Annotated in this window: 12 protein-coding genes; 5 read left to right on the forward strand and 7 right to left on the reverse strand. The window is 73.6% G+C overall.

What is annotated here, in order from left to right:
* Positions 1 to 20: 20 nt before the first annotated feature.
* Positions 21 to 458, reverse strand: coding sequence for an SRPBCC family protein (locus tag ACQ614_RS31390; protein WP_431682326.1), 438 nt, complete (start codon positions 456 to 458; stop codon positions 21 to 23).
* 211 nt (positions 459 to 669) lie between these two features.
* On the opposite strand from ACQ614_RS31390, the gene ACQ614_RS31395 reads away from it, so the two are divergent.
* The gene (locus tag ACQ614_RS31395) at positions 670 to 1,128 is read left to right on the forward strand and encodes a carboxymuconolactone decarboxylase family protein (protein WP_431682327.1); all 459 of its coding nucleotides are present in this window, start codon (positions 670 to 672) and stop codon (positions 1,126 to 1,128) included.
* 80 nt (positions 1,129 to 1,208) lie between these two features.
* Here the strand turns inward: ACQ614_RS31395 and ACQ614_RS31400 are convergent, their stop codons facing one another.
* Positions 1,209 to 2,441 (reverse strand): Bcr/CflA family multidrug efflux MFS transporter, encoded by a 1,233-nt coding sequence (locus ACQ614_RS31400; RefSeq protein ID WP_431682329.1) that lies wholly within the window; start codon positions 2,439 to 2,441, stop codon positions 1,209 to 1,211.
* A 265-nt stretch (positions 2,442 to 2,706) separates the two neighbouring features.
* Here ACQ614_RS31400 and ACQ614_RS31405 point away from each other — a divergent pair, with 265 nt between their 5' ends.
* The 3 genes from ACQ614_RS31405 (at position 2,707) to ACQ614_RS31415 (ending at position 4,643) form a co-directional block, all read left to right on the forward strand.
* Positions 2,707 to 3,222: a MarR family winged helix-turn-helix transcriptional regulator gene (locus tag ACQ614_RS31405; protein ID WP_431682330.1), complete on the forward strand. Its 516-nt coding sequence runs from the start codon at positions 2,707 to 2,709 to the stop codon at positions 3,220 to 3,222.
* 180 nt (positions 3,223 to 3,402) lie between these two features.
* Positions 3,403 to 3,849 carry a MerR family transcriptional regulator gene (locus ACQ614_RS31410; protein WP_431682332.1) on the forward strand — a complete coding sequence of 149 codons (447 nt, stop codon included), beginning with the start codon at positions 3,403 to 3,405 and terminating at the stop codon, positions 3,847 to 3,849.
* Positions 3,850 to 3,986: 137 nt separating this feature from the next.
* A complete protein-coding gene (locus tag ACQ614_RS31415) occupies positions 3,987 to 4,643 on the forward strand; it encodes a DNA alkylation repair protein (protein WP_431684078.1) in 657 nt (218 codons plus the stop codon).
* Between the two features lie 61 nt (positions 4,644 to 4,704).
* Here ACQ614_RS31415 and ACQ614_RS31420 read toward each other — a convergent pair whose 3' ends face one another.
* Positions 4,705 to 5,586 (reverse strand): AraC family transcriptional regulator, encoded by an 882-nt coding sequence (locus ACQ614_RS31420; protein ID WP_431682333.1) that lies wholly within the window; start codon positions 5,584 to 5,586, stop codon positions 4,705 to 4,707.
* 303 nt (positions 5,587 to 5,889) lie between these two features.
* On the opposite strand from ACQ614_RS31420, the gene ACQ614_RS31425 reads away from it, so the two are divergent.
* The gene (locus ACQ614_RS31425) at positions 5,890 to 7,005 is read left to right on the forward strand and encodes a serine hydrolase domain-containing protein (RefSeq protein WP_431682335.1); all 1,116 of its coding nucleotides are present in this window, start codon (positions 5,890 to 5,892) and stop codon (positions 7,003 to 7,005) included.
* 240 nt (positions 7,006 to 7,245) lie between these two features.
* On the opposite strand, the gene ACQ614_RS31430 is transcribed toward ACQ614_RS31425, so the two are convergent.
* The 4 genes from ACQ614_RS31430 to ACQ614_RS31445 all read right to left on the reverse strand — a co-directional run bounded on the left by ACQ614_RS31430 (position 7,246) and on the right by ACQ614_RS31445 (position 11,920).
* Complete coding sequence (locus ACQ614_RS31430) at positions 7,246 to 7,635, reverse strand: hypothetical protein (RefSeq protein ID WP_431682336.1); 390 nt, start codon at positions 7,633 to 7,635, stop codon at positions 7,246 to 7,248.
* 175 nt (positions 7,636 to 7,810) lie between these two features.
* Positions 7,811 to 9,283, reverse strand: a complete 1,473-nt coding sequence (locus ACQ614_RS31435) for an extracellular solute-binding protein (protein ID WP_431682338.1) — start codon at positions 9,281 to 9,283, stop codon at positions 7,811 to 7,813.
* A 421-nt stretch (positions 9,284 to 9,704) separates the two neighbouring features.
* Complete coding sequence (locus tag ACQ614_RS31440) at positions 9,705 to 10,787, reverse strand: GNAT family N-acetyltransferase (RefSeq protein WP_431682339.1); 1,083 nt, start codon at positions 10,785 to 10,787, stop codon at positions 9,705 to 9,707.
* 164 nt (positions 10,788 to 10,951) lie between these two features.
* Positions 10,952 to 11,920, reverse strand: a complete 969-nt coding sequence (locus ACQ614_RS31445; RefSeq protein WP_431682340.1) for a polysaccharide deacetylase family protein — start codon at positions 11,918 to 11,920, stop codon at positions 10,952 to 10,954.
* Between the last annotated feature and the right edge of the window lie 96 nt (positions 11,921 to 12,016).

The raw sequence follows: 12,016 nt of genomic DNA on the forward strand, positions 1-12,016 counted from the left end.
CCCGGCACCGGCGACCGGCGTCAGTGCGTGCGCTGCTCCACCAGGTCGCGGAGCTGCTCCAGGTCCGTCCGGACCGTCCGCTCGATCGCCGACGCCTGCGCGAAGCCGTGCGGCGGCCCGCCGAACAGCTCCTCCACGGCAGCCGGCTCGTACTCGATCCGCACCTGCACCTGCGTCCTGTCCCCGCCCAACGGCCGCAGCGCGAACGTGCCGCGCAGATGCGGGGCGTCCACGGTCTGCCAGGTCATCACCCGGTTGTGGCCGCGGTCGGTGAAGAACGCGTCGAACTCCCGGTGCCCCCCGTCCACCGCCACGTCCAGATGCGCACGGTGGCTGCCACGGGCGGAGGCGTGCAGCACGCCCTCGACGAAGCGGGGGTAGTCGGCGATCCGGTGCAGCTGCTCCCAGGTCGCATCGGCCGGGGCACCGATCTCGATCTGCTCCTCAAGGGTGCTCATGGCTCTCCTCGCCTTCTCGGCTCCCGCCCTCCAGCCTGCCCCCGCCGTGGCCGGGGCCGCAAAAGACGCGGCCGGGACCCGCGGAATGGGCCGGCGAAATCCGTCCGCGCACCCCGTCACATCCGCCGCCCCGCCCACGTCAGAGGAGTACCGAAGCAGACACGGAGGCCGGCGGAAGCAGTGGCTCGGGCCGGCGAGAAGGAGCACAGCGATGCAGCAGGCACGGATGCAGAACCCGGCGGTCGTCATTCCCGAGGCCATGCCGGCCATCCTCGGCGTCCTCAAGGCGGCGAAGAAGGGAGGCGTCCCCGAGGGCACCCTCGACCTCGTCCACCTGCGGGCGAGCCAGATCAACGGCTGCAGCTACTGCGTGGTCGGCGGCACCGTCGCCGCACGCAAGGCCGGCGAGAGCGACGAGCGACTGCACGCCGTCGCCGCCTGGCGCGAAGCCCCGTACTTCACCGAGGCCGAGCGCGCCGCCCTCGCCCTCACCGAGGCCGCCACCCGGCTCAGCGACCGCTCCGAGGCCGTCCCGGACGAGATCTGGAACGCCGCGGCCGCACACTACGACGAGAAGCAGCTCGCCTCGCTGATCCTGATGATCGGCGTGACCAACCTCTTCAACCGCCTCAACGCCACCACCCGCCAGCCCGCCGGCGGGAGCTGGTAGCCACGCGGGTCCGCCAGGGGCGCCGGGGGCGGCCCCGGCGCCCCTCGTGGGGCACCCACGACCTTCTGCGGAGGCGCGTCCTAGGCAGGAGGCGTCCGCGGCAGCACCAGGGCATGGACGAGCACGGCCGCACCCGAGAACGCGGCGATCACCACCGCCATCGGCAGCGCCGAACCCGAGCCGCCCAGGCCCACCAGGGGCGCCGCCAGCCCGCCCAGCGCGAACTGCAGCAGCCCCAGCAGGGCGGAGGCCGTCCCCGCGTTGTCCCGCCCCGACAGCGCCAGCGCCGTGGAGTTCGGCATGATCAGACCCACCGCGGCCACCACCAGCAGCAGCGAACCGCACACCGCCCACAGCCCCGGCCCCGCCACGACCGCAACCAGCAGTCCGGCGCCGCCCACCGCCGACACCGCCAGTCCGGCCCGCAGCATCACCCCCGGAGCCCGGCTCCGCAGCAGCCGCGCATTCACCTGCCCCAGCAGCACCAGACCCAGCGCGTTCCCGCCGAACACCAGGCTGAACTGCTGGGCGTCCAGCCCGTACACCTGCTGCAGCACGAACGACGAACCCGAGATGTACGCGAACATCGCGGCGAAGGCGGAGCCCGCCGACAGGGCGTAGCCCATGAACCGGCGGTCGCCGAGCAGCCCGCCGAAGCTGCGCACCGTCCGGCCCAGCCCGCCGCTGCTGCGCCGTTCCGCGGGGAGGGATTCCGGCAGGGCCAGCACCGCGGTGGCGAGCAGCAGGGCGCCGATCACCGCGAGCACCGCGAACACCGCCCGCCAGTCGGCGATCCGCAGCAGCTGGCTGCCGAGCACCGGTGCGAGGATCGGCGCCAGCCCGTTCACCAGCATCAGCAGGGAGAAGAAGCGGGCGGCCTCGGTGCCGTCGTACAGGTCGCGCACCACCGCCCGGCTGATCACGATGCCGGCGGCACCGGCCATGCCCTGGACGAGCCGCAGGCCGGTCAGCACCTCGATGTTCGGTGCGAAGGCGCAGGCGAGCGATGCCGCCGCGTAGCAGCCGAGACCGATCAGCAGGGGAGTGCGGCGGCCGCGGCTGTCGCTCAGCGGCCCGGCCACCAGCTGGCCGAGCGCCAGGCCGAGCAGGCAGGCGGTCAGCGTGAGCTGCACGTCCGCGTCCTGCACACCGAGGTCGGCGGCCAGCGCGGGGAAGGCCGGGAGGTACATGTCCAGCGACAGCGGCCCGAACGCGGAGAGGGCGCCGAGGACGACGACGAGCTTCAGCCGGCGCCCGCCGCCCACGCTGGGAGCGAGAGCCGGGGACGCCTGTCGGGCGGATATGTCGGTCATCGACAGTCTCTCCGTCGGATTGGTGGCGGAATCGGTCGGTGGCGGAATCGGTCGGCGACCGAGGGAGTCCGGCACCGCACGGGTCCGGCACCGAACGACCCTGCCGAGCGGCATCACCCCTCTGCTGCGGTGCAGCCGGATCAGCCTAGCGAAATGACTGACTGCTCAGCAATTGAGCAATCAGTCAATCCTGCGCCGATCCGTGGTGGAGGACGAGCCGTGCGACGGCCGATCTTGGGGGGTGGCCGATCAGTAGACTCCGCGCATGGAGATCGCACCGACGGCGCGCGAGGAAGGGCCGGCGACCCCGGAGCACACCGGCGCCGCGGAGCTCGCGCAGGCCGCGGCCGGCCCCGCCATCCAGGAGCTCGGCCTGCTGCTGCGCGCCGCAGCCCGCCTCGACCGGGCCATGGATGCCGCAATGCGCGCCGAGTGCGGACTCAGCCACACCATGTTCGAGGTGCTGCTGATGCTCGCCCGGGCCCACGGCGGAGGCACCTCCCAGCGGGACCTGGCCGAGGGGCTCACCCTCACCAGCGGCGGCACCACCCGCCTCGTCGACCGGATGGAGCAGGCCGGCCTGGTGCGCCGCACGCCCTCGCCCGCCGACCGCAGGATCACCCTGGTGCAGGCCACGGACCGGGGCGCCGACGCCTTCCGCCGGGCCACCGAGGTGCACGCCGCCATCGTCGAGCGCATGTTCCTCCAGCCCGTCGCCCCCGCCGACCGCCCCCACCTGCTGGCGGCGCTCCGGGCCATCGTCGACAACCCCCAGCCGTGACCTGACGTTCCTGCCGAGGCCGCCCGTCCGCCGGGGCCGGGCCCGCGCACTTGCATCCGGTACCCGGGTACAGGTTTACCGTCGGAGATGTTCCGACCGGGACGCGGCGAGGGGAGTGAGCGGGATGATCAGTACGGACCGGGCACCGGAGCGGCGGACATCCGCACCCGGGAGGCCGCAGTGAACGAGGGGCTGCGCACCGGCCAGGTCGCCGAGGCGGCCGGCGTGAACATCCAGACCCTGCGCTACTACGAGCGCCGCGGGCTGCTCCCCGACCCGGGCCGCAGCCCGGGCGGCCACCGGGTGTACGACGACCGGGCGGTCACCGTGCTGCGGGTGATCAAGGCCGCCCAGCGGCTCGGGTTCACCCTCGACGAGGTCGCCGAACTGCTGGAGGCCGGCCGCCACCGGCACGGTCGGCCGGTGGCCGGGCTGCAGGAGCGCGCGGCCGCCAAGCTCGCCGAGGTCGACGCCAGGATCGCAGACCTGACCACCATCCGCACCGCCCTGGTCGCGGCGGTCGCGGCGGGCTGCGACGACCTGACCGTCTGCGCGGGCAGCGACTGCTGCCCCATCCCCTTCACCGGACTCGCCGAGGAGCACCGCCGAGCCGGACCCTGCTGCTGACCCCCGCCCGGCACGTGCCGCCGCACCGCCGTGGACGACAGGTGTCAGACCGCCGCCGTACGCTGAACCGCGGACGTGACGGACAGGAGACCCGGGTGGCCGAGACGACGCCGACCGAGACGACGGTGGCCGAAGTGATGGCCGAGCTGGCCGCACTCGAGGACCCGAAGGCACGCGCGGTGAACGAGAGGCACGGCGACGACCACGGGGTGAACCTCGGCAAACTGCGCGCGCTCGCCAAGCGGCTGAAGACCCAGCAGGAGCTCGCCCGCGGGCTCTGGGAGACGGGCGACACCGCGGCACGGCTGCTGGCGATCCTGATCTGCCGGCCGAAGGCGTTCGAGCGCGGCGAGTTGGACACCATGCTGCGCGAGGCACGCAAACCCAAGGTGCACGACTGGCTCGTGAACTACGTGGTGAAGAAGAGCCCGCACGCCGAAGAGCTGCGCCTGGCCTGGTTCGCCGATCCTGACCCGGTGGTCGCCAGTGCCGGCTGGGCGCTGACCACCGAGCGCGTCACCAAGAAGCCCGAGGGGCTCGACCTCGCAGGACTGCTCGATGTCATCGAGGCGGAGATGCAGGGCGCCCCGGACCGCCTGCAGTGGGCGATGAACCACTGTCTGGCCCAGATCGGGATCGACCACCCGGAGTACCGGGCCCGCGCCGTCGACATCGGCGAGCGCCTGCAGGTGCTCAAGGACTACCCGACCTCCCCGGGCTGCACGTCCCCGTTCGCGCCCGTCTGGATCGCCGAGATGGTGAGCCGCTCCGGCGGCCGGGAAAGTGTCGGGTAATTGGTCAACTGCGGGGCGTGGCGCACGGGTTGTGATCGAGCCGCTGCTGCCGTACCGGCGTTCACGCCCCGGCGCCCCCGCCGCCCCGCTCGACCGGGATCCACAGCTGGGAGCCGGTCTCCGCGCCGATCTCCACCGGCTGCGTCCGCAGGAGCTCCGGACCTGTCCGGCTCGTGTACGGGTTCGAGGGGAACCACTGCGTGAACACGTCTCGCCACAGCTCCTGGAGGGCGCTCGGATAGGGCCCGTGGTTGTCGAAGACCGCCCAGGTCCCGGCCGGCACGTCGAGGGCGTCGAGCTCCTCGGCGGCCGCCTCGGGACCGGTCACCACGCCGATCCAGTAGTCCGCCTCGGCGCCGTCTTCCCGGCTGTCGGTCAGGTACACCACCGCCGACAGGATCCCCTCCGGCTCCTGGCCGGCCAGCTCCTTCATCCGCACGATCGCCTGCTCGTCCAGGCTTTCCACGTGCGCCGCGGCGGCCGCGTTGACCCCCTCGCGCACGAGCGGGAGCCGGGCTTTCCTGCCGACGACCCGAAACGACTCCTTCTCCACGATCCGGTACCGCATGGCCGCACTCCCTTCGACGACGACACGGAAGGACATGCGCGGCTGTGCCGTGAGCACCGCACCCGTACGCCGGGCCTCGCCCGGCCCGATGCCGTGCACCGACCGGAATGCCCGGGCGAACGCCTCGCCCGAGCCGTACCCGTACCGCACCGCGACATCGAGCAGCGTCAGCTCCCCGGCCAGCACCTCGGCCCCGGCGAGCGTCATCCGCCGGCGCCGCACGTAGACCGGGAGCGGCATCCCGGCGAGCGCGGAGAACAGCCGCCGGAAGTGGTACTCCGACACCGCGGCGATCCGGGCCACCTCGGCCATGTCGACCTCCCGGTCGAGGCAGGATTCCAAGTGGTCCAGCGCCTGATTCAGCCGCTCCAGCACGCGTATCCGTCCTTCCTTCTGCGTCTCCGCCGTAGGAACGCCCGCCCTCCGGCGAACGCCCGCCCTGCCGGCCAGCCGCAGGAGCCGCAGCGGCCGGCACCTGAGCCCGAGCCGGAGTCGCCTGCCGCGCGGCGCTGCGGTCATCGGCGCTGCGGTCTCGGGCGCCGGCCGGGCCATCGGCCGACCGCGCGGTCGTCAGGCCGCCTTGCTGGAGTAGAGAAGATTTGATCGCGCCCCCGCCCGACAAAACCAGTGCGGGAATTGTTGGGCAGGAAGCCCCGGCGTTACCCGAGGCTTACGCCCATGACTGATGTTAAGGGGTTTTGCGAGCCGCGGTTCGACGCAGTCCGTGCGGCCCTTGCAGCTTTGCTCAGCAAGAACGACGTGGGTGCCTCGGCGGCCGTCTGCATCGACGGCGAGCAGGTGGTCGACATCTGGGGCGGGTACGCCGATGCGGACCGCTCCGTCGGCTGGGAGCGCGACACCCTCACCGGCGTGAACTCGACGACCAAGAACATGACCGCCCTGTGCGCCCTGATTCTGGCCGACCGGGGCGAGCTCGATCTGTCTGCGCCGGTCGCCGCCTACTGGCCCGAGTTCGCCGCGGCCGGTAAGGAGAACGTTCTGGTGCGGCACGTGCTGTCGCACACCGCGGGGCTGCCGGACCTGCCCGGGCCGACGACGGTCGAGGAGCTCTACGACTGGGAGGGCGTGACGGCAGGGCTGACCGCGCAGGCGCCCGAATGGGAGCCGGGAACGGCCGCCGGCTATCACGCGCTCACCTTCGGCTTCCTTGTGGGTGAGATCGTCCGCCGCATCACCGGCCGCAGTCTCGGCGAGTTCTTCGCCGAGGAGGTGGCCGAACCGCTGGGCGCGGACTTCCACATCGGGCTCTCCGCCGATCATGACCACCGCGTCGCACCGCTCATCCCGCCGCCGTCTCTGACCGACGAGTACGTTGCCGGCGCACCGCCGGGACCGGATGGCACACGCCGGGGGAACACCGGTGCCGCGATCCGGGTCAAGGACGCCAACTCAACGGCCTGGCGCCGTGCACAGATCCCCGCGGTGAACGGTTTCGGCAACGCTCGCTCTGTCGCCCTCGTGCAGTCGGTACTGGCGAACCGGGGTTCGGCCGGCGGCGTACGACTGCTGTCCCCCCGGGGTTGCGAGCCCGCGTGGAAGGAAGTGTTCCGCGGTGACGACCGCGTGCTGGGGACGCCGATGTCCTGGACGGTGGGCTTCGGTAAGTTCGGCAACACCTTCGGCTGGGGCGGCTGGGGCGGCTCGCTGGTCGTGAGCGATCCCGGCTCACGGATGACGGTGGCCTATGTCATGAACCAGATGATCGACCGGGACCGGCAGGAGGACAACCGCGGCATGGAGATCGTGATGGCCGCCTACAGCGGACTGTACTGACAGCGCAACGGGGGCAGTCCGGGCCCACACGGGCCGCCCTTTCCGAACGCCACGCAGTTGATCAATAACCCGACACTTCTCAGGCGTGCCGCTGGGCAGTCGGGCACGCTGTGGCGGCACGGGCCCGCCGGCCGGCCGCGCAGCCGTACCGGCCCCACGTGCCGCCCGGACCCCGCCGAGGGGCGGCCGGGCGGCGCGTCCGCGGGCGGGCCGGGGGCAGACCGCGGCGGGCGGTGGCTCTCAGACCGCCTGGTCGGTCAGCCCGGCGAAGACGCCGCAGATCTCCCGCGCGGCGTCGCGCATGCCGGTGGTCTCGTGCGGTCTCGCGACGAGTTCGGTGAGGATGAGCAGTGCCGCCTGCAGTGCCGCGACCGGGACTTCGACGGTCCGTAGGCCGCTGAGGACGTCGCTGGCCTGCTCGGCGGCGCTGGAGGCCCAGCTCTGGGCCTGCTGCGGGCCCCGCCCGGGCCGAGGTTCCGGCGGGGAGAAGCCCGCGGCGGGCGCCAGGCTGTGCAGGTGGGGGAGGCTCTGGACGGGGCCGAAGTCCTGCGGCGCCGGCGGGAGGTGCGGGGCCTGCTGCGGGACGGCGGACGGCGCGGCGCCGTGCGCGGACGGATGACAAGTGCTCATACCGGTACCAACGACGCCGCCGTGACACGGGATGCTGCCGCACGGCAAGCTCGCCACGGCCCCCGGGAAGCCTCGGCGCCGCGCCGCGGGGGATGGCGCGGCGCCGGAGGCCTCCCAGTGTACGGGAGCGCTCCCACCTGCTGCGCAGGCGGGTCCCCGGCGCCGTACGGCGCCCTCAGCCGCCGGCCTTCTCGGTGATCACCTTCACCGCGTTGTTCCAGGCCTTCCTCGGGTCGGTGCCGTTCCGCTCCACGTCCAGCAGGGCGGTGTCGGTGATGACGGCCTTGGCCGTGCCGTCCAGCGGGCCGATCGGCGCGGGCCGGATCGTCCGGGCGGCCGCGGCGTAGATCCGGCCGGTGGGGGCGTTGTTGAAGTACGGATTGGTGGCGTCCTGGACGGCCGGCAGCTGCAGCGCGGCGCCGGCCGAGGGCAGGTTGCCGGTCTTGGCGAACACCTTGGCCTGCTGCTCGGGGGCGGTCAGCCAGGCGGCGAGCGCCGCGGCCTCCTTCTGGTGGCGGGAGGCCTTCGGCACCGCGAGGAAGGCGCCGCCCCAGTTGCCGGCCGCCGGTGCGGGTGCGATGTCCCACAGTCCCTCGCCGCGGTCCCCGGCGTACTTGCTGATCACGCCGGTCATCCAGGACGGGCAGACGATGGTGGCGAAGCCGGAGAGGTAGAGCGCGTCGTTCCACTGGGCGGTGAACTGCTGGAGACCGCCGGTGAGTCCGGCCCGCGCCGCGGAGACCGAGAGGTCCCAGGCCTTCTGCACGCCGGCGCTGTCCTGGTAGACCAGGTTGCCCCGGGCGTCCGACAGCTGCTCGGACTCGCTAGACAGCACCGCGTTGAACAGGCCGCCGGCCGAGTCGGTGAAGGTCGTCTTCGCCGGCGCGTGCGCCTTGTACCGGCGGCCGACGTCGACGAACTTGGACCAGTCGCCCGCCCACAGCTTGCCCACCGTGTCGCGGTCGCTCGGGAGTCCGGCCTTCTTGAACAGGTCCTTGCGGTAGCAGACGGCCATCGGGCCGGTGTCGGTGCCGAGGCCGAGCAGGGCACCGTCGGGGGTGGTGGCCTGGGCGGACTTCCACGGCAGCCAGGCCGAGGCGTGCACGCCGGTGGCCGACCGCAGGTCGGTGAACTTGTCGGCCAGCGCGCCGGTGGCCTCCGCGATGTAGCCGACCTCCACGGCCTGGATGTCCGCCACCGGCTTGGGGTTCTGCCCGGAGAACCGGGAGGTCAGGTCGTTCCAGTACTCCTTGCCGTCCTGGATGGCCTCCTCGGTGATGACGATCTCCGGGTGCCGGTCCATATACTCGGCGAAGAGGCCGGCCTCGCGGTAGCCGAAGGAGCCGAAGGTGCCCACCTTGAGGGTGATGGTCTCCTGGATCCCGGACGCCGCCGGCGCGACCGGGGTGCCGCTGCTGCTGCAGGCGGTCAGGGCGAGCCCGGCGCAGCCCAGCGCAGCGGCGGACCGGAGCGTCCGCCGCCGGCGCGACCGCCGGTCGGCGGTGCGGGAAGCGGCCGAGGGCGCCCGACCCGCCGTCGGCGGCCGGTCGGCAGCCGACGGTCCGTCGGCAGGGGCGATGGCGGCAGGGGCGCTGCCGGAATCGGCCACGGCGGTGTGGCGCGGGGCAGGGCGTCTGGTACCTGGCATGGGGTGCCTCGTTCACTGGCTGATCGGGTGGGGTGCGCCCCGCCGGTCCGCCGGACCAGCGAGTGGGAGCGCTCCCAGGGACCTTGCTGGCAGCATCCCGTGCCTGTCAAGGGTTCGGGCGCGGTCGATCCGGGTGCTCCGAATGCCGGACTGGCATGGACATTTCCCGGTGCGGCGCCGTGTTGTCGCCCGCTCGCCTCCGGGCCCTCCGGGCCCGGCGCCGACGGTCGTCGCTCCGTCGCTTCGCTCCCGCGCTCGCCCTCCTTGCCCGCCGACGGGCAGGAGGGGCCCACCCTTTCGACACCGGCGGGCCCTTCGGCTCGGGGCGGAGGCGCTCCCGCGCTCGCCCTCCTTGCCCGCCGACGGGCAGGAGGGGCCCACGCTTTCGGCACCGGCGGGCCCTTCGGCCCCGGCCGCGGCGTCAGTCCTCCGCCGTGCTGCTCGCGGTCGGACCGGCCTCCGTGCGTTCGGTGCGGCGGTTCTTGACGCGGTGTTTGAGGGCGAGCAGGGCGCCGGTCGGGCCGTGCGGCAGCAGCCGGGTGTCGTCGTAGCGGTCGACCGCGCCGAAGCGGTACTTGTACGGCTCGGTGCCGCGCAGGAAGTCGAAGGTGTGCAGGCCCTGTTCGGCGCAGACGCGGACGGCCTCGGAGATGACCACGGTGCCGAGCCGCAGCGGTGCCCACTTCGGGTCCCAGCCGATCTGGTAGTAGGCGAAGCCGCCGTTCCAGCGGAAGCCGTACAGGGTGCCGATGGTGTCGCCATCGTGCTCGGCGACCAGGAAGGCCGGGCCGTGGCCGTCGTCCGCGGCAGTGGCGGCCGAGCGCTCCAGCACCCGCAGGTGGAGCGGGCGGCGGTGGGCGTCGAAGGTGGTGGGCCGGCCGAGGGCGGTGCGGCGCAGCCGGTGCAGGGCGAGTACGGCGTCCAGGTGCTCGGTGCCGGCCTCGGCGGGCGGCACCCAGCGGAAGGTGACCCCGGCGGCCTCCAGCTTGCGCCGGTACCGGCGCACGGTGGATCGGAACTGCCGTGAGCCGAGGGCGTCGTGGCCCTGCGTCAGGTCGACGCGCGGGCAGGCCGCGCGGGCGACGGTGCGGGCCTCGGGGGGCAGGGCCGCGGCGGCCGAGGGGTCGAGGTCGGGGAGCCAGAGTGTGGTGCGGCGGGCGCGGGCGGCCAGCCAGCGGCGGACGTCCTCCTGCCGGTGGGCGGCGACCGCGGGGCCGCAGTGGTCGGCGGCACCCGGCCCGCTGCCGAGCAGGGTGAGGCAGGGCGCGGTGACGGGCAGCCGCGGGTGGAGGCGGAGCCGGGTGTGCAGCAGTGGGACGACCGCCTCGATCCGGCCACCGGCGCCGCGCCAGACGGCGATCTCGGCCCGCCCCGAACCGGAGTCGGCGCTGCCGAGCGTCTCCCACCAGGAGAGCACCCACTCGGGGGTGGCGAACCACGAACCGTGCGGGTCCTCGGCGACCAACTGCCGCCACCCGTCCAGGACTTCACTGCCGAGTTCCACCGGTGACCGGTGGATCGCGGGCGCCCCGCCCGTTGCCGTCGCCGCCTTCATCCTGCTGCCGCCCCCTCGATCCGTGCCTGTCCTTCGCCGTCCACCGAGCCGCCGTCCATCAGGCCGCCGTCCACCGGGCCGCCGGTCACAGACCTGCGGTCACGAGTCGCCGCTCACCGGCCGCCGCGGAGGCGGTGCACCGCGGGGTGGAGGCCCGAGAGGATGGTGTCGAACCTGTTCATGCTGGTGCAGGCGTTCACCCGAAGTCGGCTGATCCGCAGCGGTCGGCGCGGCAGGCGGCGGTCGTGCCGGTGGTCGAACAGGAAGGCCGTGCGGTATCCGAGGTCGGTGAGGGCTCGCTCGGCGTGCGGGTCGAGATTGCCGTTGGGGTAGGCGAACGAGGCCGGTGCCTCGCCCAGCCAGCCGGTGAGCCGGGTGTGGGCCTCGGCCACCTGCTCGGCGGCCTCTTCGGGGCGGCAGCGGTCCAGGCAGGGGTGGTCGACGGTGTGGTTGCCGATCGCCACCCCGCTGTCGCGCAGGGTGCGCAGGTCGGCCGGGGTGAGCTGGGGCCGGCGGGGTGCGGCGGTTCCGGCGGTGGTGCGCAGCTCGTCGATGGCGCTCCGGCGTTCGGCGTCGGGCAACTGCTTCAGGCGGCGGACTGCGGCGTCGGGCCCGGTGCTCGGCGGGAGGGCGGCTGCGGTGCCGCCGCGTTCGACGAGGAAGGCCGCCTCGGACCACCAGTACGGCCGGTCGCCGCCGATCAGCCCGGCGATCACATAGGCCACGGCGGGGATGCCGTGCCGCGCGAGGACGGGCAGGCCGTGGGTGAGCAGTGAGCGGTCGCCGTCGTCGAAGGTGACCAGGACGCTGCGCGGCGGCAGCGGGCGCCGCTCCAGGACGGCCTGCTCGACGCGGGCCAGGGTGACCGGCCGGGCGGTGCGGGCGAGGCGGGCCATCTGGGCGGCGAAGGTCTGCGGGTCGTCGATGCCGTGGTAGGCGAGGACCGCGAGGCGGCCGGCGGCCATGGCCCGGAAAGCGGGCTGCAGCGGCGAGTGCCGCAGCAGGGTGTCGATCCGGTTCCTGCGGGTGTCCGCCGGGGCCGTGCTCGTACCGCCGCCCCCGACGGCGTGTTCGTCCGGCACGCCGCCCCCCTTCGGTCGCCGCCCCGCGCCGTTGCGGGCAGCCGTGCCCGCGGCGTGCGGGCGCTGCTGATGCGGCGTCAGTGGTCGGACTTTACC

Origin of the sequence: Kitasatospora dryopteridis (genome assembly GCF_050749075.1) — a bacterium.
Lineage (GTDB): Bacteria > Actinomycetota > Actinomycetes > Streptomycetales > Streptomycetaceae > Kitasatospora.

What these genes read in the sequence shown, in the direction of transcription:
- ACQ614_RS31390 (WP_431682326.1), bottom strand. Translation starts at nt 458, where the DNA reads ATGAGCACCCTTGAGGAGCAGATCGAGATCGGTGCCCCGGCCGATGCG.
- ACQ614_RS31395 (WP_431682327.1), top strand. Translation starts at nt 670, where the DNA reads ATGCAGCAGGCACGGATGCAGAACCCGGCGGTCGTCATTCCCGAGGCC.
- ACQ614_RS31400 (WP_431682329.1), bottom strand. Translation starts at nt 2,441, where the DNA reads ATGACCGACATATCCGCCCGACAGGCGTCCCCGGCTCTCGCTCCCAGC.
- ACQ614_RS31405 (WP_431682330.1), top strand. Translation starts at nt 2,707, where the DNA reads ATGGAGATCGCACCGACGGCGCGCGAGGAAGGGCCGGCGACCCCGGAG.
- ACQ614_RS31415 (WP_431684078.1), top strand. Translation starts at nt 3,987, where the DNA reads ATGGCCGAGCTGGCCGCACTCGAGGACCCGAAGGCACGCGCGGTGAAC.
- ACQ614_RS31425 (WP_431682335.1), top strand. Translation starts at nt 5,890, where the DNA reads ATGACTGATGTTAAGGGGTTTTGCGAGCCGCGGTTCGACGCAGTCCGT.
- ACQ614_RS31430 (WP_431682336.1), bottom strand. Translation starts at nt 7,635, where the DNA reads ATGAGCACTTGTCATCCGTCCGCGCACGGCGCCGCGCCGTCCGCCGTC.
- ACQ614_RS31435 (WP_431682338.1), bottom strand. Translation starts at nt 9,283, where the DNA reads ATGCCAGGTACCAGACGCCCTGCCCCGCGCCACACCGCCGTGGCCGAT.